Here is a 19,477-nt window from a genome sequence, read left to right on the forward strand (position 1 = left end):
ATCGGTGGTGGAACGGTGAAGGCTATGGAATCAAACGCCCGCGCGGCTCAGCGACGCGACATGTAGATGTCGAGCGCCTTGTGGAGCAGCTTGTTGAGCGGGAAGTCCCATTCGCCGAGGTACTCGGCGGCCTGGCCGCCGGTGCCGACCTTGAACTGGATGAGGCCGAAGAGGTGGTCGGTCTCGTCCAGCGAGTCGGAGATGCCGCGCAGGTCGTAGACGGTGGCGCCGAGCGCGTAGGCGTCGCACAGCATCCGCCACTGCATCGCGTTCGACGGCCGGACCTCGCGGCCGATGTTGTCGGAGGCGCCGTAGGAGTACCAGACGTGCCCACCGACGATCAGCATGGTCGCCGCGGACAGGTTCACCCCGTTGTGCCGGGCGAAGTACAGCCGCATGCGGTTGGGATCCTCGGTGTTGAGAGCCGTCCACATGCGCTGGAAGTACGACAGCGGGCGGGGCCGGAAGTGGTCACGGACGGCCGTGATCTCGTACAGCCGCTGCCACTCGGCCAAGTCCTGGTAGCCGCCCTGGACGACCTCCACGCCGGCCTTCTCGGCCTTCTTGATGTTGCGGCGCCACAGCTGGTTGAAGTTCTTGTGGACCTCTTCCAGGGAGCGGTTGGCCAGCGGCACCTGGTAGACGTAGCGGGGCTGGACGTCACCGAAGCCGGCACCGCCGTCCTCGCCCTGCTGCCAGCCCATGCGGCGCAGCTTGTCGGACACCTCGAAGGCGCGCGGCTCGATGAAGTCGGCCTCGAGGTCGCGCAGTCGCTTGATGTCCGGGTCCTGGATGCCCCTCTTGATGGTGTCCGCGTTCCACCGACGGATGATCACCGGCGGACCCATCTTCACGGAGAAGGCGCCCTGCTGCTTCAGGTGCGCCAGCATCGGCTGGAGCCAGTCGTCGAGATTGGGCGCGTACCAGTTGATGACCGGGCCCTCGGGCAGGTACGCCAGATAGCGCTTGATCTTGGGCAGCTGGCGGTAGAGGACCAGGCCCACGCCGACGAGCTGGCCGTTCCTGTCGAACCAGCCGAGGCTCTCCGAGCGCCACTCGGCCTTCACATCGGCCCATGCCGGGACCTGCATGTGGCTCGCCGCCGGCAAGCTCTGGATGTAGGCCAGATGTTGCTCACGGCTGATGGTCCTCAGGGTCAGGCTCATGTCGGGGCGCTCCTCGGGCTGGTGTGTCCCCATGGGTACAGGGGCTCCGGCTCTCGCGCCGAAGCCTACTGCGCCCCGCGAGCGCCCCGACTGGGCGTACGGGATTAGGGCCTTCCGACGAAAGGCCCTAGCCCGGACGGGTCAGCTGAAGAGCCCGCCGAACAGTCCCCCGTGTGCCATGCCGAGCAGGAAACCGAGTCCCGAGGCACCGAGGCCCAGGATCAGACCGAAACGCTCGCGAGTGGTCACCGAGATCCACTGTCCGTACGCACCGACGAAGAGACCGATCAGACCGGCCCAGGACGTCACCAGGTGGAGGCTGTGGAAGAACGACGTGATGAAGGACAGCAGCCCCAGGACCAGTGTCACCACCACGAGGGCGTCCTGGAGCGGATGGGACTTGCCGTCCGTCGCGAACAGCGATCCGGCTGTGTTGGGCTGCAATGCCTGTGCCATAGGGCACCTCCTGCGGAAGCGGCGCATCGTAGCGCCGTCGACACCCGATGTGTACAGATTGAGGGCGTCGGCGGCAGGATTTCAACCGGAAGCGGGTGTGCGGGTAGTGTGTACCGTCTGCACGGTGTCTGCCCACGCCCGCCGGGTGCCTCTCGGGGCCCTCGATTGTCAGTGGTGCCGGATACCGTTGCGTACGCATCACAACCCTCCTGCCACGGAACGACCGTGGCCGCTGAGTCCGAAGGAGGTGGGTTCCACATGCGTCACTACGAGGTGATGGTCATCCTCGACCCCGATCTCGAAGAGCGTGCTGTCTCCCCGCTGATCGAGAACTTCCTCGCCGTCGTCCGTGACGGCGGCGGCAAGGTCGAGAAGGTCGACACCTGGGGCCGTCGTCGTCTCGCCTACGAGATCAAGAAGAAGCCCGAGGGCATCTACTCGGTCATCGACCTCCAGGCAGAGCCTGCGGTCGTCAAGGAGCTCGACCGCCAGATGAACCTGAACGAGTCGATCCTCCGGACCAAGGTCCTCCGCCCCGAGATGCACTGAGCTTCCGCTCAGCTGATCCCGGGACTCGAGTAGCAGCACCAAGCAGCCAGCAGCAAACCCGCCGAGAGGTTCCCCCATGGCAGGCGAGACCGTCATCACGGTCATCGGCAATCTTGTCGACGACCCCGAGCTGCGCTTCACCCCGTCCGGTGCGGCGGTCGCGAAGTTCCGCGTCGCGTCCACTCCCCGCACCTTCGACCGCCAGACGAACGAGTGGAAGGACGGCGAGAGCCTGTTCCTGACCTGCTCGGTCTGGCGTCAGGCGGCTGAGAACGTCGCCGAGTCGCTCCAGCGAGGCATGCGCGTCATCGTGCAGGGCCGGCTGAAGCAGCGGTCCTATGAGGACCGTGAGGGCGTCAAGCGCACGGTCTACGAGCTGGACGTCGAGGAAGTCGGCCCCAGCCTGCGCAATGCCACGGCCAAGGTCGCCAAGACCGCCGGTGGCGGCCGCAGTGGCCAGGGGGGTTACAGCGGCGGTGGCGGCGGCCAGCAGGGCGGCGGCTGGGGCGGTGGCTCCGGTGGTGCCCAGCAGGGCGCCGGCGCCGGCGCGCCGGCCGAGGACCCCTGGGCGACCGGCACTCCCGCCGGTGGTGGCCAGGGTGGCGGCGGCTGGGGCGGAAGCTCCGGCGGCAGTGGCGGCGGCTACTCGGACGAGCCCCCCTTCTAGGCCTTCGGGCTGAGGGTGGGTCGTACCCAAACTTCTTGATCACACAGGAGAAACACCCATGGCGAAGCCGCCTGTGCGCAAGCCGAAGAAGAAGGTCTGCGCATTCTGCAAGGACAAGGTCACGTACGTGGACTACAAGGACACGAACATGCTGCGGAAGTTCATTTCCGACCGCGGCAAGATCCGTGCCCGCCGCGTGACCGGCAACTGCACGCAGCACCAGCGTGACGTCGCCACGGCCGTCAAGAACAGCCGTGAGATGGCGCTGCTGCCCTACACGTCCACCGCGCGATAAGGGAAGGGTGACCGACTCATGAAGATCATCCTCACCCACGAGGTCTCCGGCCTCGGTGCCGCGGGCGACGTCGTGGACGTCAAGGACGGTTACGCTCGCAACTACCTGATCCCGCGGAAGTTCGCTATCCGCTGGACCAAGGGCGGCGAGAAGGACGTCGAGCAGATCCGTCGCGCTCGCAAGATCCACGAAATCCAGACGATCGAGCAGGCCAACCAGATCAAGGGCCAGCTCGAGGGCGTGAAGGTCACTCTGGCCGTCCGCTCCGGCGACTCCGGCCGTCTCTTCGGCTCCGTCACCCCGGCCGACATCGCTTCGGCGATCAAGGCTTCCGGTGGCCCCGAGGTCGACAAGCGCCGCGTCGAGCTGACCTCTCCGATCAAGACCCTGGGCGCCCACGAGACGTCCGTGCGTCTGCACCCCGAGGTTGCCGCCAAGGTCAACATCGAGGTCGTCGCGGCCTGATCGCCGCGTGATCACTTGGCTCGCTGGAGCCGGTGAAAGGGGCCGCACCCCTCAGGGTGCGGCCCCTTTGCCATCGCCGGAACCGGGCCGTGCCGTGTTTCACGTGAAACGGTCAGCGGGCCGCAGCCGTCACGATTGTCAGCGGGCCGCGCCCGTCACGATCCAGCGGCCCGAGCGGGTCCGCAGCCACAGGGTCAGCATGCGCACCGTCATCATCAGCGCCATCGCCGCCCAGATCGCGGTGAGCCCGCCACCGAGAGCGGGCACCAGCACGGCCACCGGAGCGAACACCGCCAGGGTGGCGACCATGGCCCAGGCGAGGTACGGGCCGTCTCCCGCGCCCATCAGCACGCCGTCCAGAACGAAGACGATCCCGCAGACGGGTTGGGAGAGAGCCACCAGAAGCAGCGCCGGCAGGGCGACGTCCTGAACCGTGCGGTCACCGGTGAACAGCGGCAGGAAGAGCGGTCGCGCGGCCACCACGAGCAGACCGAGAACGACGCCCGTGGCGATCCCCCACTGGACCATGCGGCGGCACGCCTCACGTGCGCCCTCCGCATCGTCCGCGCCGAGATACCGGCCGATGATGGCCTGCCCGGCGATCGCTATCGCGTCGAGCGCGAAGGCCAGCAGGTTCCACAGCGACAGGGTGATCTGATGTGCGGCGATCTCGGCGTCACCGAGCCGTGCGGCGATCGCCGTCGCGATCATGATGATCGCCCGCAGCGACAGGGTGCGGACCAGGAGGGGGACGCCTGCCCGGGCCGAGGCCCGGATGCCGGCGGCATCCGGCCGGAGGGAGGCGCCGTGGCGTCGGGCCCCGCGGACGACGACGGCCAGGTAGACGGCGGCCATCCCGCACTGCGCGATGACCGTGCCCCAGGCGGATCCCGCGATGCCGAGGCCGGCGCCGTAGACCAGCACCAGGTTCAGCCCGGCGTTGGCGACGAAACCGCCGACCGCGACATAGAGGGGGGTCCGGGTGTCGTGCAAGCCGCGCAGGACACCCGTGGCGGCCAGGACCCCGAGCATGGCGGGGATGCCCAGCGAGGAGATACGCAGGTACGTCGTCGCGTAGGGAGCTGCCGTCGCCGAGGCGCCGAAGAGATCCACGATCGCGGGGGCCAGGGGAAGGACGACGGCGATCACGGCTGCACCGAGCAGCAGCGCCAGCCAGATCCCGTCCATGCCCTGCCGGATGGCCGCCCGCAGATCACCGGCTCCGAGGAGCCGGGCGACGGCGGCCGTGGTCGCGTAGGCGAGGAAGACGAAGACGCTCACCGCGGTGGTGAGGAGCGCCGAGGCCACGCCGAGACCGGCGAGCTGAGCGGTCCCGAGATGGCCGACGATGGCGCTGTCCGCCAGGACGAACAGGGGCTCGGCGACGAGGGCGCCGAAAGCCGGCACGGCCAGCGCGATGATGTCCCGGTCGTGCCGGCGCCGGGTGGCGCGAGGGGTCGCTGGAGCCTGTGTCATGAGCGTCAATGTAACCATCCACAGGTAAGTGGTGCAACTGGCCTGTGTGCCTTACTTGGCTTTCCGTGGGGCGTCCTTTCGGGAACCGTTCGAAGCGATCTTGGCCCGATGGGGAAAGTTTTTCTTCTGCACAGCCCGTGGACGGCAAAGATGCAGGTCAGAGGGCTCGGTCCAGGGAGATGGAGGGCTTGTTCACAGGGCTGTCCACCGGGTCGTGCACAGGTTTCGGCGAGTTCTCCACAGCATCCGGGCGGTCGTCCACATGGCCTGTGGATAACCAGATTGGCTGACGGTGCCGACGGGCCTACCGTGGTCCGGCGCCCGCTCCTTCCCGCGGCTCCGGAAGCATCCATCTTCCGGTCCGGCGAACGTCACAAATCCGACGCGGCAGAACCGGAGTTGGGCCTCTTGTTTGTCAGTGTCGTGCCGTACAAAAGAGGTCACGGCGAGGTCCGCCGTGCGGACGGGAGGAGGTGGCTCGGTGAGTATTTCCGAGCCCTTGGACGATCCGTGGGCCGACAGCGGGCCCAGTGATCGTCTGCCGGCCTCCCGGCGGCGCGGTGACGGCGGCCGGGGCCGCGACGAGCAGCACGACCGGGGCCGGGACAGCGGTGCCTGGGAGGGCGGGGGCTCGGCCTTCGAGCGAGTGCCGCCCCAGGACCTGGACGCCGAGCAGTCGGTGCTGGGCGGCATGCTGCTGTCGAAGGACGCCATCGCCGATGTCGTCGAGATCCTCAAGGGCCACGACTTCTACAAGCCCGCGCACGAGACGATCTACCAGGCCATCCTGGACATCTACGCCAAGGGTGAGCCGGCCGATCCGATCACCATCGCCGCCGAGCTCACCAAACGCGGTGAGATCAACAAGGTCGGCGGGGCCGCCTACCTCCACACCCTCGTCCAGACCGTGCCGACGGCGGCCAACGCCGAGTACTACGCGGAGATCGTCCACGAGCGGGCCGTCCTGCGCCGCCTGGTCGAGGCCGGTACGCGCATCACGCAGATGGGGTATGCGGCCGACGGCGACGTGGACGAGATCGTCAACAGCGCCCAGGCCGAGATCTACGCCGTCACCGAGCAGCGCACCAGCGAGGACTACCTGCCCCTCGGCGACATCATGGAGGGCGCGCTCGACGAGATCGAGGCGATCGGCTCACGCAGCGGCGAGATGACGGGCGTGCCCACCGGGTTCACCGACTTCGACTCGCTGACGAACGGCCTCCACCCTGGGCAGATGATCGTCATCGCGGCCCGTCCCGCGATGGGCAAGTCGACGCTCGCGCTGGACTTCGCCCGAGCCGCCTCGATCAAGAACAACCTGCCGAGCGTCATCTTCTCGCTCGAGATGGGCCGCAACGAGATCGCGATGCGACTGCTGTCCGCCGAGGCACGCGTCGCCCTGCACCACATGCGTTCCGGCACGATGACCGACGAGGACTGGACCCGGCTGGCCCGCCGCATGCCGGACGTCTCGGCCGCGCCGCTGTACATCGACGACTCCCCGAACCTGTCGATGATGGAGATCCGCGCCAAGTGCCGGCGTCTGAAGCAGCGCAACGACCTGAAGCTGGTCGTCATCGACTACCTCCAGCTGATGCAGTCCGGCGGCTCCAAGCGCGCCGAGAGCCGTCAGCAGGAGGTCTCGGACATGTCCCGTAACCTCAAGCTGCTGGCGAAGGAGCTGGAGATCCCGGTCATCGCCCTCTCCCAGCTCAACCGTGGCCCCGAGCAGCGCACCGACAAGAAGCCGATGGTCTCGGACCTGCGTGAGTCCGGTTCCATCGAGCAGGACGCCGACATGGTCATCCTGCTGCACCGCGAGGACGCGTACGAGAAGGAGTCCCCGCGCGCGGGCGAGGCCGACCTGATCGTCGCCAAGCACCGAAACGGTCCCACCGCCACGATCACGGTCGCCTTCCAGGGCCACTACTCCCGCTTCGTGGACATGGCCCAGACCTGATCGCCCGGGAGAATCACGCTTCGTCTCAGACCAGTTCCGGCTGCGGTTCGGGCTGGGCGATCGGTGCGGCCTTCGGTTCCCACGGCCGGGTGGTGCGTACATAGCCGTAGATGACGGAGACCATGGCCAGAACGAGGATCGGTCCGAAAACCGACGGATGTGCGGCCATTTGAACCGGCAGCCAGCGATAGGAAACCAGCAGGGCGGCGAAGACCGTGGTGCCGTAGGCGACCAGCTGGATTCCCGACCGGTCCCAGCCGCGTTCGAGCGAGCGCAGAGCCGCCTCGATGGTCAGGGTGAAGACGACGCCGGCGATGATGTCCGTGCCGTAGTGGTAACCGAAGCCCAGCGTGGCGCCGAGCGTGGCGATCAGCCAGAAGGTGCCGGCGAATCGGAGGAGGCGTGGGCCCTTGCGGGAATGGATGAAGATCGCGGTGGCCCACGCGGTGTGCAGACTCGGCATGCAGTTGCGTGGGGTGATCTCGTCGAACGGCATGTGGCGCGGGGTCACCAGAGCGGGTGGCGTGGACGGCCACTGGGCGGCCACCGCCCAGTGGCCGCCGTCCGCGCCGTACGCGAAGATCGGTCCGACCACCGGGAAGAGCATGTAGATACCGGGCCCCAGCAGGCCGATCACCAGGAACGTGCGCACCAGGTGATGGCGCGGGAAGCGGCGCTCGGCCGCCACGTTGCGCAGCTGGTAGAGGGCGACGACGACCGCGGCCACCGCGAGCTGGATGTAGACGTAGTCGAGGACGTGCTCGCCGATGGAGCCGGTGGCGCGGACGATCCGCCCGGCCACCCAGGACGGGTTGCCCAGGGCGTGGTCGGCGGTGGCCACGTACTGGTCGAGCACCATGGGCCGGGTCTTGGACGTGATGAGCAACCAGGTGTCACCGGTCTTGCGGCCGGCCACCAGGAGCAGCCCCAGCCCGACGCCCTTCAGCAGCAGGGCGCGTTCCTGCCCGGTGCGGCGCGTGACAGCGATGACCGTGTAGCCGAGGACCACCCACAACGCGCCGTTGCCGAAGCCCATCTTGGCGTCGATCGCCCAGCGCACCAGCAGGAAGACGACGTCGATACCGACCGCGACACCCGCGGCGATCAACCGTTCCCGCCAGGTGAGCACCACCATCATCAGCGCCATGCTGGCGTAGAGCAGTGGCCCCGACTTCGGGGCGACCACGACTTCCTTCACCTGGTTGGTGATGGGTCCCGGCAGGCCGTAGTGACGAGCGGCGATCTCCAGTGCGATGAGGAATCCGAGGGCCACCACGCCCACTGTGGCCCACAGCACGGTTCGTGGCCGACGCCACTCGAGAGATGTAATTCCGCACCTTATTCGCGAAAATACCCGCGATGCCATAGATATCAATTGTTTGGCCGATTTGATAGGAGGTGGTGGATTGGGACGCTCGTCGTGCTGGCTGTCATGTTTTTCCGGCAAGGGCGGGTGATGGGCGTGATCGTCGTAAGTTAGAACATGTTATCGGAGTGGTGTGAGCGGGTTTCGTCGGTCATCGATGCGGTGAAGGCCGGTCGGTTCCGCGCTCGTTGGTACAACGCCCCGGGGACGACCATGGCACTGCCCGCCCCCGCCGGTACACCCCTTCCGGGTCTTCCGCGCGCCCTGGTGGCGGGCTTCGCCCCATGGAGACCCGCGTTCGACCTCCGGCGGCGCACCGGGTGGACTGTGCCCATGACGACATCTCAGGAAGCACTGTTGCCCGGCACCCGGCGTGCCCTGCTGCACCGGATCGCTGTCGCACAGGCCGAGGGGCGGGCTCCTTCGCTGGTGGCCGCCGTGGTACGGGGTGGACGGGCCGTGTGGCACGGGGCCCGCACCTCGGTGGACGGGCACGGACCGGACGAGACCGTGCAGTACCGGATCGGCTCCCTCACCAAGATCTTCACCGCCGTACTGGTGCTGCGACTGCGCGACGAGGGTGCGCTGGACCTCGGTGACCGACTGGAGAAGCATCTGCCCGGCACCGGCGTGGGGGAGGCGACGGTCGCGGAACTGCTCGCGCACACCGCGGGGCTGGCGGCCGAGTCGCCCGCGCCGTGGTGGGAGCGGACGCCCGGCGCGCTGCGGCCCGAGCTGAGCGATGTGCTCGGTGACCAGCCGCTGCTGCATCCCGTCGGTCGGCGGTTCCACTACTCCAACCCTGGATACACGCTGCTCGGCGCCTTGGTGGAGCAGGTGCGCGGAGCCTCCTGGGAGAAGGTGCTGCACGACGAGATCCTCGAGCCGCTCGGTCTGCACCGGACGAGTACGCGGCCGCGCGCCCCGCACGCGGGCGGCTGGGCGGTGCACCCGTGGGCGGACGCCCTGCTGCCCGAGCCGGTGGAGGATCTGGGCCGGATGGCGCCGGCGGGCCAGCTGTGGTCGACCACCGGGGACCTGGCACGGTTCGCGGTGTTCCTGGCGCAGGGGGACGACCGGGTCCTGAGCGCGGAGTCGGTGCGGGAGATGCGGACACCCGCGGCACCCACCGAGGCGGTGGACGTGCTGGACGGGGCGACCTACGGCCTGGGTCTCCAGATTCAGCGGCATGACGGCCGGCTGCTCGTGGGGCACTCCGGTTCCCTGCCGGGGTTCCTCGCGAACCTCAGCCTCAGCGTGGAGGACGACGTGGCCGCCGTGGTGCTGGCCAACTGCACCAGTGGGCCGCTGCTGGGCGCGGTGGGCGCGGACCTCGTCCGGATCGTCGCCGAGGCGGAACCACGGATCCCCGAGCCCTGGCGGCCCCTGCGGGAGGTGGATCCGGCGGTGCTGGAGCTGGTGGGCCAGTGGTACTGGGGCACGCATGCCTTCGGCCTCCGGGCGACCGCCGACGGTCTCCTCGCGCTGGCACCGCTGACCGGTGGTGGCCGTCGGGCCCGCTTCCGCCCGAACGGCGACGGCACGTGGACGGGTGTGGAGGGTTATTACGCCGGGGAAGCGCTGCGGCCGGTGCGGCACCCCGACGGGACCATGAGCCACCTCGACCTCGGCTCGTTCGTGTTCACACGACAGCCGTACGACCCAGGTGCGCCGGTGCCCGGTGGCGTCGGCCCCGAGGGGTGGCGAGGCATCGGTTAGCCCCGAACCCGAGGGGTGTGTTTCACGTGGAACACACCCCTTGCTCCGCTTTCTGCTCCCCCTGTCCGCCCGGCACGGCGATGGCGGTCAGAGGCGGAGCTTGAAGCCCTCGTGCGAGGCGGTGAAGCCCAGCCGCGCGTAGAAGCGGTGGGCGTCGGTGCGTGACTTGTCGGACGTCAGCTGCACGAAGCGGCAGCCGAGCCGCCGGGCGGTGTCGACGGCCCACTCGATCAACTGGCTGCCCAGTCCGCCGCCGCGCTCGTCGGAATGGATCCGCACGGCCTCGATGAGCGCGCGGGTGGCTCCCTGGTGCGAGAGGCCCGGGATGGTCGTGAGCTGAAGAGTCCCGACCACATGGCCTTCGCGCACCGCCACGACGAGGTGCTGGTTCGGGTCCGCGTCGAGGCGTTCCAGCGCGGCCCGGTACGGCGTCAGGTCGTCGAGCGACTCGCGCTGGGCCCCCAGCGGGTCGTCGGCGAGCATGGCGACGATCGCCGGGAGGTCGTCGGCGGTCGCGTCCCGTATTTCAAGATCTCCCATGTCCGCACCCTATGCGGGCACGTTCAGGGACTCCACGGCCCGCACCAGTGGCGCCAGTTCGGCATGCCCGGATGCCTCGTCCAGGGCCTCGCGCAGTGCGGTGTCGTTGGTGGGTCGCGCCTCCTCCAGCAGGCGCAGCCCCGCCGGAGTGACGTTGGTGTAGATGCCGCGCCGGTCGGTGGGGCACAGGTACCGCTCCAGCAGGCCGCGGTCTTCCAAGCGGGTCACCAGGCGGGTGGTGGCGCTCTGGCTGAGCACCACCGCGTCGGCGACCTGCTTCATCTGGAGATGCCCGCCCTCGCCGTCGTGCTGCCGACTGAGCACGTCGAGCAGGGAGTACTCGCGCACGCTCAGGTCGTGCCCGGCCTGTAGGGCGCGCTCGATGTGCGCCTCGATCCGTCCGTGCAGCGCGGAAAGGGCGCACCAGCCCTGGGCGAGCGCGGTGAGCGCGGGGTCCGTCGCTGTCATTGGCGTTTCCTCCGTTCCGGAGCGGCTGCACCACCAGGGTAGAGCACGACCGCAATAGTCGCCGCTTGCATGTAGCCCGCGCCTGCAACTATTGTGGTCGAGCGTAAAGCGCTTCTGCAATCGTTTGGGAAGGTGTCACCCCCCATGCCTCTCGCGCTACTGGCCCTCGCGATCGGGGCCTTCGGAATCGGCACGACCGAATTCGTGATCATGGGCTTGCTGCCCGAGGTCGCGGGCGACTTCGGGGTGTCCATCCCCACGGCGGGCCTGCTCGTGACGGGTTACGCGCTCGGTGTGGTCATCGGCGCCCCACTGATGACCGTCCTCGGCACCAAAGTCCCGCGCAAGCGGATGCTGATGCTGCTGATGGGTCTGTTCATCGCCGGCAACCTGCTCTCCGCGGTGGCCCCGGCCTTCTCGGTCATGCTGATCGGACGCGTGGTCGCCTCACTCGCCCACGGCGCCTTCTTCGGAATCGGCTCCGTCGTGGCAGCCGAGCTGGTCGCGCCCCACAAGAAGGCCGGCGCCATCGCCATGATGTTCACCGGACTGACCGTCGCCAACGTCGTCGGCGTCCCGCTCGGCACCCTCGTCGGGCAGGCCGTCGGCTGGCGGGTCACCTTCGCCGTCGTGGCGGTCCTCGGCGTCATCGGGCTCGCCGGCATCGCCAAGCTCGTGCCCGACCTGCCGCGCCCGCACGGTGTGCACCTGCGGCACGAGCTGGCCGCGTTCAAGAACGCCCAGGTACTGCTCGCCATGGCGATGACCGTGCTCGGCTTCGGCGGTGTCTTCGCGGCTGTCACCTACATCGCGCCGATGATGACCCACGTCGCCGGCTTCGCCGACACCTCGGTCACCTGGCTGCTGGTCCTGTTCGGCCTCGGCATGGTCGGCGGCAACCTCCTCGGCGGCCGGTTCGCCGACCGCGCCCTCATGCCGATGCTGTACGTCTCGCTGGGCGCCCTGGCCGTCGTCCTCGCGCTCTTCACCGTCACCGCTCACAACAAGATCGCGGCCGCGGTGACCATCGCGCTGATCGGCGCCCTCGGTTTCGCCACCGTACCGCCGCTCCAGAAGCGGGTCCTGGACCAGGCGCACGGCGCCCCGACGCTCGCGTCAGCCGTCAACATCGGCGCTTTCAACCTGGGCAACGCCCTGTCGGCCTGGCTCGGCGGCCTCGTGATCTCGGCCGGCCTCGGCTACACGGCCCCCAACTGGGTGGGCGCCGCCCTGGCCGCAGCGGCCCTGGTGCTGGCCGTCCTCTCCGCCGTCCTGGAGCGCCGCGACGGGACCGGCGCGGTCGCCTCCGGGACGGCCGCCGAACCGCGCGAGCCCGTCCACCACTGAGCCGTCCGGCACGTCGCACACACCCGTACCGCGCCCCCGGTACGGCGGACATCCACCACCGCACCATCAAGGAGACAGTTCCATGAGCACCACCGCCGTAGCCCCGCTGTCCATCGAGGACGCCGAGCTGCTCATCGGCGCGGCCCGGCACGCGGCCGAGGACGCCGGAGTCACCGTCAGCGTCACCGTCCTGGACGCCGGCGGCAACCTGATCGCCTTCCGCCGGGACGACCGGGCCGTGCTGATCTCCGGTGAGACCAGCACCCGCAAGGCCTACACGGCGCTCCAGTTGAACGCGCCCACCGCCGACCTCGTCGATGCCGTGCAGCCCGGTGGCCTCTTCCACACGCTGCCCACGGCTCTGGACCGGCCCCTGCTCTTCATCGCGGGCGGTGTCCCCGTCCGCCGGGACGGCCGGCTGATCGGCGCCGTGGGCGTCGGTGGCGGCGCACCGGAGCAGGACCACGGTTTCGCCACCGCTGCCGTGCAGGCGCTCGTCTGAGTACTCGACCGACGCCGGTGACACGGGCCCCGCCGCTTCCAGCGGCGGGGCCCGTACGCGTCGTACGGCGGTTCAGCCCGCGGCCACCGTCAGCGGCGCGAACCGCCGGGTCCAGTCCCCCGGGAGATCCGTGATGCCGTAGGTCATCACCGAGTTGAAGGCCACGGAGGCCAGCCCACGCGCCTTCGCCCAGACCAGCAACTCCTCGTGGCGCACGTCGATGTCCGTGCGCAGCGGACGGTCCGTACGGGCCGCCAGTGAGGTGATGAGCGCCTTGGCGGTTTCCGTGTCCCGGGCGATCAGCGGGCCGACGACATGGGTGTCCATGTTGGGCCAGGCGGCCGTGTACCCGATGAGCCGACCACTCTCCTCCGCCACCCTCAGCTGATCGGCGAAGGCCGGCAGCCGGGTGATGAGGGGGGTGCGGTCGGTGCCGAACACCTCTTCGTCGAGACGCAGGATCGCGTGCAGATCGTCCGCCGTGGCAGCACGGGTGGCGATCCGCGGCTCGGCCCCGTCCGGAACGAAATCGCCCCTGAGCATCTCCGCCCGGCCCGTCACCTTGAAGCCCAGCTCTTCGTAGAGCGGGCGGCCGTGGGGCGTGGCGTGCAGGGTCAGCGGGGTGGCTCCCATGGTTGACATGACATGCCGCATCAGGCGCCGGCCGACACCTTGGCGGGCGTAGCGGCCGGCCACCAGCACCATGCCGATGGCACCGAGATCCGGCCGCCCCCAGGAGCCGTACTCCGTGATCACGCACGCGGCGACGAGACCGCCTTCGGGGTCGTCGATCCCCAGGCCTTTCCCGGCGGTGAGCAGGAGACCCCACTTGTGTTCCTCGCGGGGCCACCCCCGGTCTTCGGACAGATCGGCGCACGCGGTGCGATCGCGGAACGTCAGGCGGCGGATGGGCAGAGCGGCGAGAGGAGGAGTCGGCACGCAGGTCAGGCTGTCCGACCGACACCCTCGCCGTCCACCCGTTTCGATGCGTACACACGTGCTTTTGGCCATCTCGTGGCCTCGTGGACAGCGCGAGGTCAGCTGAGGGCGTTTCACGTGAAACATCGGCGGACGTTTCCCGCGCGGGATGCGGGGCGCGCGCCCGTACGGAAGGGATCGGGACACGCAGCCTAACGGGAAGGAGAGATCGAGACTCGCGTTTCCGGGTATGCGACCGCGGCAGCCGGTCGGGATGGCAGGCTGCCGACCGAGTGCTACGGCCGGCCACCCGCCGGGGGAATGCATGCGCCCTGCGAAGAGCGGGGTGCGCGGACCGACCGAGAGATGTTCGAGGCGAGGGCACACCATGGACGCGCCGACCACCACGTCGGGGGAGAACGGCATGCCGGGCGAGGGCGGCTGGTTCCTGCCGCACGCGGAGCCTTCGGGGCCGGCCGGTGATCAGGCATCGCCGGGCGGGAGTGGGTCAGGCCCCGCGCCGGCACCCGTTCCACGGGACTCCGTGGTTCCGGAGCGCGGGCTCGCGCGACGGTCGGCGCCGGCCACGGCGGAGGACTCCGGGGACGCCCTCCTCATCCGCCGCACGATGACCGAGATCGCCCCCGTCGCCGACAAGGTCACCTCCTACTTCTACGCCCTCCTCTTCGTCCGCCACCCCGAACTGCGCTCGCTGTTCCCGGCCGCGATGGACACCCAGCGGGACCGCCTGCTCAGGGCGCTGCTCACGGCCGCCGAGCACCTCGACAACAGACGTGTCCTCGTGGACTACCTCCAGAACCTGGGCCGAGGACACCGCAAGTACGGAACGCGCGCCGAGCACTACCCGGCGGTGGGGGAATGTTTGATCGGCGCGCTGAGCAAATACGCCGGCACCGCCTGGACGCCGGAGACCGAGGCGGCCTGGGTACGGGCGTACACGACGATCTCCCAGGTCATGATCGACGCGGCGGCGGCGGACGAGCTGCGGGCACCGCCCTGGTGGCAGGCGGAGATCGTCGCCCACGAACTGCGCACCCGTGACGTCGCCGTCCTGACGGTCCGCCCCGCCCAGCCCTATCCCTTCCTCGCGGGCCAGTACACGAGCGTGGAGACGCCCTGGTGGCCGAGGGTGTGGCGGCACTACTCCTTCGCCTCCGCGCCCCGGCCGGACGGGCTGCTGACGTTCCATGTGAAAGCGGTCCCGGCCGGCTGGGTCTCCCAGGCGCTGACCCACCGGGCGCGGCTCGGAGACGTCATCCGGCTCGGCCCGCCCATCGGCTCGATGACCGTCGACCACACCACCGACAGCGGACTGCTCTGCCTGGGCGGCGGCACCGGCATCGCACCCATCAAGGCTCTGGTCGAAGATGTCGCCGGACACGGCGGACGCCGCTCCGTCGAGGTGTTCTACGGCGCCCGCACCGACCATGACCTGTACGACATCGACACCATGCTCAGGCTCCAGCAGCGCCACCCCTGGCTGTCGGTCCGCGCGGTGACCGATCAGCGGGCCCGGATGCGGCTCCCGGACGCCTTACGCGGATACGGTCCCTGGTACGAGCACGACGCCTATCTGTCGGGACCTCCCGAAATGATCCGCAGCGGCATCGCCGTCCTGCGGGACATCGGTGTCCCACCGGGGCGCATACGGCACGACACGGTGGAGGAACGACTCGTCGTCACCCGCTGACCATGATCACCCCAGGTCCGGGGCGTGCATCGCGCGCACACCCTCGATGTTGCCGTCGAGGTAGTGGCGCAGGGACAGCGGGACGAGGTGGACGGAGGCGATGCCGACACGGGTGAACGGGATGCGGACGATCTCGTACTCCCCGGCCGGCTCCTCCACCTCGGGGCCGTGTCGCAGGGAGGGGTCCATGGACTCCAGGCGGCAGACGAAGAAGTGCTGCACCTTCACGCCGGTCGTGCTGCTGTCCTCGCCGATGTGCTCGACGGTGTCCACGAAGCACGGCACGACATCGGCGATCTTGGCGCCGAGTTCCTCGTACACCTCGCGGTGCAGGGCGTCCACGACGGTGGAGTCCCCGGGCTCGACCCCGCCACCGGGGGTGACCCAGTACGGATCGACGCCGGGCTTGGTGCGCTTGATGAGGATCAGGTCGTCACCGTCCAGCAGAACGGCGCGGGCGGTGCGCTTGACCACGGGTCGGACGGTCATGGGAGAAATGTGGCCCGGCTGGTTCCACGTGAAACATCGCAAAGCGCCACGAGAGGACCACACGGTGTGCAGGCCCGGCCACCACGGCCTCAGCACCAGGCCGTTGCGGCACGCTGGAGCCACTCGCAGGCCCGTGCGACAAGGGGCAGGGCGAGGGTGCCGGTGCGCACCACCAGGAAGTACGTGCGCAACGGCGGGACCACCGGATCGTGCAGGGTGACGACCGAGCCCCGGCGGAGCGCCGGGGCGCACAGATAGCGGGGCAGTACGGCCAGCCCGGCCCCCGCGACCGCGCAGGAGAGGGCCGCCCGCAGATCGGGAACGACCACCGTGCCCGAGGCGGCCGGACGGGTGTCGAAGACGGAAGCCCAGTAGCGCGCGACGAACGGCAGCGATTCGTGCACCTCGACGACGGGCAGGTGGTCCAGGACCGGTGCGCCCTTCAGCCGCAACGCCTCGGAGTCGATGCGCTCCGCCCAGCGGGGGGCGGCGACCAGGACGTGTTCCTCGTCGCAGAGCGGAGTGGCGCTGAGCAGGGCCCCGCGTGGCCGGACCGTGCTGATGGCCAGGTCGTGATGGCCGGAGGCCAGTCCCTCCAGCACGTCCTCGGCGGTGCCGAAGGAGGCACGCAGCGCCAGGCGCCGGCCGTCCTCGCCGGTGAGCCCCGTGAGAGCGGGCAGGGCACGTTCGGCGGTGAACTCCGGGGGCCCGGCCAGGTGGAGCGTCCGGGGCGCAGACTCGTCGTCCAGACTGCTCTGGGCTATCTCCACCAGGGCGTCGAGGTGCGGTGCCGCCTTGTGCGCGAGTTCGTCACCGATGGTCGTCGGGACCACTCCGCGCGCCTGGCGGAGGAAGAGAGGTCTGCCCAGTTGCCGTTCGAGCGTGCGGATCTGCGAGGTGACGGCCGGCTGGGAGAGGCCGAGCAGTGCGGCGGCGCGGGTGAAGGAGCCGGCCCGGTGCACGGTGACGAAGGTCCGCAGCAGGGCCAGATCCATGGCATGCCTCCCTCTGCCCGCCTCTCCTCCGGCCCCCGCGCAGGCACCCACTATAAATATGTCGATAGACTCCTGTCGCTAGCGTGATTGGACACTGACGCTAAGTCAACTAGCCTTGACCACGCGGCTCTTCGGCAACGGGGCCGCGGACGGTCCGAGCCACGAGGGGGGAGGCTCGGACCGTCACCGAAGGCCCCGGAGACGTGCCGCCCGAGGCCTGCACCGGGTCACCACCGGCCGGCACTGCGTCCGGCACCGGGGCACGGCGTCCGGCGTGGCCCGTCCGCCCGGGGCCGCCCACCCCGGCTCAGTCCGCCGACTCGTCCAGGGCGCGCAGGACATCGGCCACGAGGTCCTCGGGGTCCTCCGCGCCGACCGACATCCGCACGAAGCCTTCCGCGACCGCGTCCCCGCCCCAGCGTCCCCGCCGCTCCGCCGTGGACCGCACCCCGCCGAAACTGGTCGCGTCCTCCACCAGATGCAGGGCCTCGAGGAACCGCTCGGCACGTGCCCGCGTGGGCAGGGTGAAGGAGACGACACAGCCGTAGCGGCGCATCTGCTGCGCGGCGATCTTGTGCGCGGGGTCGTCGGGCAGCCCCGGGTAGCGCAGGCCGGAGATCTCGGGCCGCTGCCGCAGGGCCTCGGCGAGGACGAGCGCGGTGGCGTCCTGCCGGTCGACACGCATCTGGAGCGTGGCGATGGACCGGTGCGCGAGCCAGGCCTCCATGGGCCCGGAGATCGCCCCGGCGATCTTGCGCCAGCGGCGCACGGCCGCCATCGTCTCGGCGTTCCGGCCGGTGACGTAGCCCAGCAGGACGTCACCGTGCCCGGTCAGTTGCTTGGTGCCGCTGGCCACGGAGAAGTCGGCGCCCAGCTCCAGCGGGCGCTGCCCGAGGGGCGTGGCGAGGGTGTTGTCGACGGCCACCAGAGCGCCACGCGCGTGTGCCGCCTCCGCGAGCCGCCGGATGTCGCAGACGTCGAGCCCCGGGTTCGACGGGGACTCGATCCACAGGAGCCGGGCGCCGTCCAGCACGTCCAGCTGGGCGTCGCCGCCGGTCGGCGCGGTGCGCACCTCGATGCCGTACGCCTCCAGCTGGGCGCCCACCAGCGGCAACACCTGGTAGCCGTCGGACGGGAGCACCACCGCGTCGCCCGCCCGCAGCTGGGAGAAGAGCACGGCGGAGATCGCCGCCATGCCGGAGGCGAAGACCAGGGTCTCGACGTCCTCCCGCCCGGGCGCCTCCAGCTCGCCGACGGCGCGCTCCAGCAGGGTCCAGGTCGGGTTGTCATCACGGCCGTAGGCGTACGGTCCCGTCACCTCGCCGGGCAGGTGGAAGTGGGCCGCGAACACCGGTCCGGGCAGGGTCGGCTCGTGCTTGACCGGCTCGGGCAGCCCGGCCCGCACCGCGCGCGTCCCGTCTCCGGCGCGTCCCTCGTCCCTCGTGGCGTCGTCGCTCATGCGGCCCGTTCCTCCAGCTCTTCCCGTACGGCGGCGAGCAGACCCGCGCTCGCCGCCTCCACCATCTCAAGACACCGCTCGAAGCCGTCACGCTGTCCGTAGTACGGATCGGGAACGTCGAGGTCGTCGCCGGCGGCGGCGTCGTAGGAGCGGAACAGGCGGATTTTGGCTTCGTCCTCCCCGGTCGGCGCGAGACGGCGCAGGGTCCTGAGGTGTCCGGAGTCGAGGGCGATCACGAGGTCGAGACGGGCGAACCACGACGGCTCGAACCGACGGGCGACGTGCTCGGCGCCGTAACCGTGCTCCTCCAGGACCGAGACGGTGCGTGGGTCGGCGTGCTCGCCCTCGTGCCAGCCGTCGGTGCCGGCGCTGTCGACAGCCACCAGATCCTGGAGCCCGGCCTCCGCCACGCGGGCGCGGAAGACGGACTCGGCCATCGGCGAGCGGCAGATGTTGCCGGTACACACGAAGCAGACGCGGTAGGTCATCGCGGGCTCAGTCCTCGTCGGGCAGGATGACATGCATCGCCCAGGAGACGATCGAGATGATCAGTCCGCCTAGCACGGCCGTCCAGAAGCCCTCCACGTGGAAGCTCAGGTCGAGCTTGCCGCACAGCCAGGAGGTCAGCAGCAGCATCAGCGCGTTGACGACCAGGGTGATCAGCCCCAGGGTCAAGATGAACAACGGCAGAGTGAGCAGCTTCACAACGGGCTTGACCAGCCAGTTCACCAGGCCGAAGATCAGCGCGACGACGACCAGCGTGCCGGCCTTCTTCGCGGTGTTGTCACCCGTGAGGGTGATCTTGTCGAGCAGCCACACGGCGACGGCCAGGGCGCCCGCGTTGGCGATCGTCTTGACTACGAAATTCTTCATGTGTCTGATCGTGGCAGACCGGACGGTCGACCAGCAGGGGCATGGTGAGCAGTGAG

Annotated in this window: 21 protein-coding genes; 9 read left to right on the forward strand and 12 right to left on the reverse strand. The window is 69.6% G+C overall.

Annotation, left to right across the window (positions count from 1 at the left end; all coding sequences use genetic code 11):
• Positions 1-47: 47 nt before the first annotated feature.
• The gene (locus tag ACIQVT_RS23620; RefSeq protein WP_403757279.1) at positions 48-1,166 is read right to left on the reverse strand and encodes a lipid II:glycine glycyltransferase FemX; all 1,119 of its coding nucleotides are present in this window, start codon (positions 1,164-1,166) and stop codon (positions 48-50) included.
• A 141-nt stretch (positions 1,167-1,307) separates the two neighbouring features.
• On the reverse strand, positions 1,308-1,622 hold the full coding sequence (locus ACIQVT_RS23625) for a hypothetical protein (RefSeq protein ID WP_403757282.1): 315 nt from the start codon (positions 1,620-1,622) through the stop codon (positions 1,308-1,310).
• Between the two features lie 258 nt (positions 1,623-1,880).
• On the opposite strand from ACIQVT_RS23625, the gene rpsF reads away from it, so the two are divergent.
• From rpsF to rplI, 4 genes are all read left to right on the forward strand, one after another.
• Entirely contained in the window at positions 1,881-2,171 is a 291-nt protein-coding gene (rpsF, locus tag ACIQVT_RS23630; protein ID WP_403757285.1) for a 30S ribosomal protein S6, read from the forward strand.
• Positions 2,172-2,247: 76 nt separating this feature from the next.
• Positions 2,248-2,838, forward strand: coding sequence for a single-stranded DNA-binding protein (locus ACIQVT_RS23635; RefSeq protein ID WP_403757287.1), 591 nt, complete (start codon positions 2,248-2,250; stop codon positions 2,836-2,838).
• Between the two features lie 58 nt (positions 2,839-2,896).
• Entirely contained in the window at positions 2,897-3,133 is a 237-nt protein-coding gene (gene rpsR / locus ACIQVT_RS23640; RefSeq protein ID WP_003949403.1) for a 30S ribosomal protein S18, read from the forward strand.
• Positions 3,134-3,151: 18 nt separating this feature from the next.
• A complete protein-coding gene (gene rplI / locus ACIQVT_RS23645; protein ID WP_361989556.1) occupies positions 3,152-3,598 on the forward strand; it encodes a 50S ribosomal protein L9 in 447 nt (148 codons plus the stop codon).
• 138 nt (positions 3,599-3,736) lie between these two features.
• Here the strand turns inward: rplI and ACIQVT_RS23650 are convergent, their stop codons facing one another.
• The gene (locus tag ACIQVT_RS23650) at positions 3,737-5,074 is read right to left on the reverse strand and encodes an MATE family efflux transporter (protein ID WP_403757290.1); all 1,338 of its coding nucleotides are present in this window, start codon (positions 5,072-5,074) and stop codon (positions 3,737-3,739) included.
• Positions 5,075-5,555: 481 nt separating this feature from the next.
• Between ACIQVT_RS23650 and dnaB the strand changes: the two genes are divergently transcribed.
• Positions 5,556-7,034 (forward strand): replicative DNA helicase, encoded by a 1,479-nt coding sequence (gene dnaB, locus ACIQVT_RS23655; protein WP_403757293.1) that lies wholly within the window; start codon positions 5,556-5,558, stop codon positions 7,032-7,034.
• Between the two features lie 25 nt (positions 7,035-7,059).
• Here the strand turns inward: dnaB and ACIQVT_RS23660 are convergent, their stop codons facing one another.
• Entirely contained in the window at positions 7,060-8,400 is a 1,341-nt protein-coding gene (locus ACIQVT_RS23660) for a phosphatase PAP2 family protein (protein WP_403757296.1), read from the reverse strand.
• A 333-nt stretch (positions 8,401-8,733) separates the two neighbouring features.
• Between ACIQVT_RS23660 and ACIQVT_RS23665 the strand changes: the two genes are divergently transcribed.
• Positions 8,734-10,119 carry a serine hydrolase domain-containing protein gene (locus ACIQVT_RS23665; protein ID WP_403757299.1) on the forward strand — a complete coding sequence of 462 codons (1,386 nt, stop codon included), beginning with the start codon at positions 8,734-8,736 and terminating at the stop codon, positions 10,117-10,119.
• Between the two features lie 87 nt (positions 10,120-10,206).
• On the opposite strand, the gene ACIQVT_RS23670 is transcribed toward ACIQVT_RS23665, so the two are convergent.
• Both ACIQVT_RS23670 and ACIQVT_RS23675 read right to left on the reverse strand, forming a co-directional pair.
• Positions 10,207-10,659: a GNAT family N-acetyltransferase gene (locus tag ACIQVT_RS23670; protein ID WP_403757302.1), complete on the reverse strand. Its 453-nt coding sequence runs from the start codon at positions 10,657-10,659 to the stop codon at positions 10,207-10,209.
• 9 nt (positions 10,660-10,668) lie between these two features.
• Positions 10,669-11,127, reverse strand: coding sequence for a MarR family winged helix-turn-helix transcriptional regulator (locus ACIQVT_RS23675; RefSeq protein ID WP_403757305.1), 459 nt, complete (start codon positions 11,125-11,127; stop codon positions 10,669-10,671).
• 144 nt (positions 11,128-11,271) lie between these two features.
• Between ACIQVT_RS23675 and ACIQVT_RS23680 the strand changes: the two genes are divergently transcribed.
• Positions 11,272-12,474, forward strand: a complete 1,203-nt coding sequence (locus ACIQVT_RS23680) for an MFS transporter (RefSeq protein ID WP_403757308.1) — start codon at positions 11,272-11,274, stop codon at positions 12,472-12,474.
• Positions 12,475-12,556: 82 nt separating this feature from the next.
• Entirely contained in the window at positions 12,557-12,976 is a 420-nt protein-coding gene (locus tag ACIQVT_RS23685) for a heme-binding protein (protein ID WP_403757312.1), read from the forward strand.
• 72 nt (positions 12,977-13,048) lie between these two features.
• Here ACIQVT_RS23685 and ACIQVT_RS23690 read toward each other — a convergent pair whose 3' ends face one another.
• Positions 13,049-13,915 carry a GNAT family N-acetyltransferase gene (locus tag ACIQVT_RS23690; RefSeq protein ID WP_403757316.1) on the reverse strand — a complete coding sequence of 289 codons (867 nt, stop codon included), beginning with the start codon at positions 13,913-13,915 and terminating at the stop codon, positions 13,049-13,051.
• Positions 13,916-14,282: 367 nt separating this feature from the next.
• On the opposite strand from ACIQVT_RS23690, the gene ACIQVT_RS23695 reads away from it, so the two are divergent.
• Positions 14,283-15,605 (forward strand): globin domain-containing protein, encoded by a 1,323-nt coding sequence (locus ACIQVT_RS23695; protein WP_403757319.1) that lies wholly within the window; start codon positions 14,283-14,285, stop codon positions 15,603-15,605.
• Between the two features lie 6 nt (positions 15,606-15,611).
• On the opposite strand, the gene ACIQVT_RS23700 is transcribed toward ACIQVT_RS23695, so the two are convergent.
• From ACIQVT_RS23700 to ACIQVT_RS23720, 5 genes are all read right to left on the reverse strand, one after another.
• On the reverse strand, positions 15,612-16,094 hold the full coding sequence (locus ACIQVT_RS23700) for an NUDIX domain-containing protein (RefSeq protein ID WP_403757322.1): 483 nt from the start codon (positions 16,092-16,094) through the stop codon (positions 15,612-15,614).
• Positions 16,095-16,183: 89 nt separating this feature from the next.
• Positions 16,184-17,089: a LysR family transcriptional regulator gene (locus tag ACIQVT_RS23705; RefSeq protein ID WP_403757325.1), complete on the reverse strand. Its 906-nt coding sequence runs from the start codon at positions 17,087-17,089 to the stop codon at positions 16,184-16,186.
• Between the two features lie 307 nt (positions 17,090-17,396).
• Positions 17,397-18,548 carry a cystathionine gamma-lyase gene (locus tag ACIQVT_RS23710; protein ID WP_403757329.1) on the reverse strand — a complete coding sequence of 384 codons (1,152 nt, stop codon included), beginning with the start codon at positions 18,546-18,548 and terminating at the stop codon, positions 17,397-17,399.
• A complete protein-coding gene (locus tag ACIQVT_RS23715; protein WP_403757333.1) occupies positions 18,545-19,036 on the reverse strand; it encodes a low molecular weight protein-tyrosine-phosphatase in 492 nt (163 codons plus the stop codon). Before ACIQVT_RS23715 ends, ACIQVT_RS23710 begins: the two co-directional genes overlap by 4 nt.
• Positions 19,037-19,043: 7 nt before the next feature.
• On the reverse strand, positions 19,044-19,421 hold the full coding sequence (locus ACIQVT_RS23720) for a phage holin family protein (protein ID WP_403757336.1): 378 nt from the start codon (positions 19,419-19,421) through the stop codon (positions 19,044-19,046).
• Positions 19,422-19,477: the final 56 nt, after the last annotated feature.

Source organism: Streptomyces sp. NPDC100445 (assembly GCF_044759735.1).
Classification (GTDB): domain Bacteria; phylum Actinomycetota; class Actinomycetes; order Streptomycetales; family Streptomycetaceae; genus Streptomyces.

Bases quoted from the DNA above. Each gene is read 5' to 3' on its own strand.
- ACIQVT_RS23620 (WP_403757279.1), bottom strand. From the start codon at position 1,166: ATGAGCCTGACCCTGAGGACCATCAGCCGTGAGCAACATCTGGCCTAC.
- ACIQVT_RS23625 (WP_403757282.1), bottom strand. From the start codon at position 1,622: ATGGCACAGGCATTGCAGCCCAACACAGCCGGATCGCTGTTCGCGACG.
- rpsF (WP_403757285.1), top strand. From the start codon at position 1,881: ATGCGTCACTACGAGGTGATGGTCATCCTCGACCCCGATCTCGAAGAG.
- ACIQVT_RS23635 (WP_403757287.1), top strand. From the start codon at position 2,248: ATGGCAGGCGAGACCGTCATCACGGTCATCGGCAATCTTGTCGACGAC.
- rpsR (WP_003949403.1), top strand. From the start codon at position 2,897: ATGGCGAAGCCGCCTGTGCGCAAGCCGAAGAAGAAGGTCTGCGCATTC.
- rplI (WP_361989556.1), top strand. From the start codon at position 3,152: ATGAAGATCATCCTCACCCACGAGGTCTCCGGCCTCGGTGCCGCGGGC.
- ACIQVT_RS23650 (WP_403757290.1), bottom strand. From the start codon at position 5,074: ATGACACAGGCTCCAGCGACCCCTCGCGCCACCCGGCGCCGGCACGAC.
- ACIQVT_RS23660 (WP_403757296.1), bottom strand. From the start codon at position 8,400: ATGGCATCGCGGGTATTTTCGCGAATAAGGTGCGGAATTACATCTCTC.
- ACIQVT_RS23665 (WP_403757299.1), top strand. From the start codon at position 8,734: ATGACGACATCTCAGGAAGCACTGTTGCCCGGCACCCGGCGTGCCCTG.
- ACIQVT_RS23670 (WP_403757302.1), bottom strand. From the start codon at position 10,659: ATGGGAGATCTTGAAATACGGGACGCGACCGCCGACGACCTCCCGGCG.
- ACIQVT_RS23675 (WP_403757305.1), bottom strand. From the start codon at position 11,127: ATGACAGCGACGGACCCCGCGCTCACCGCGCTCGCCCAGGGCTGGTGC.
- ACIQVT_RS23680 (WP_403757308.1), top strand. From the start codon at position 11,272: ATGCCTCTCGCGCTACTGGCCCTCGCGATCGGGGCCTTCGGAATCGGC.
- ACIQVT_RS23685 (WP_403757312.1), top strand. From the start codon at position 12,557: ATGAGCACCACCGCCGTAGCCCCGCTGTCCATCGAGGACGCCGAGCTG.
- ACIQVT_RS23695 (WP_403757319.1), top strand. From the start codon at position 14,283: ATGGACGCGCCGACCACCACGTCGGGGGAGAACGGCATGCCGGGCGAG.
- ACIQVT_RS23700 (WP_403757322.1), bottom strand. From the start codon at position 16,094: ATGACCGTCCGACCCGTGGTCAAGCGCACCGCCCGCGCCGTTCTGCTG.
- ACIQVT_RS23705 (WP_403757325.1), bottom strand. From the start codon at position 17,089: ATGGATCTGGCCCTGCTGCGGACCTTCGTCACCGTGCACCGGGCCGGC.
- ACIQVT_RS23710 (WP_403757329.1), bottom strand. From the start codon at position 18,548: ATGAGCGACGACGCCACGAGGGACGAGGGACGCGCCGGAGACGGGACG.
- ACIQVT_RS23715 (WP_403757333.1), bottom strand. From the start codon at position 19,036: ATGACCTACCGCGTCTGCTTCGTGTGTACCGGCAACATCTGCCGCTCG.
- ACIQVT_RS23720 (WP_403757336.1), bottom strand. From the start codon at position 19,421: ATGAAGAATTTCGTAGTCAAGACGATCGCCAACGCGGGCGCCCTGGCC.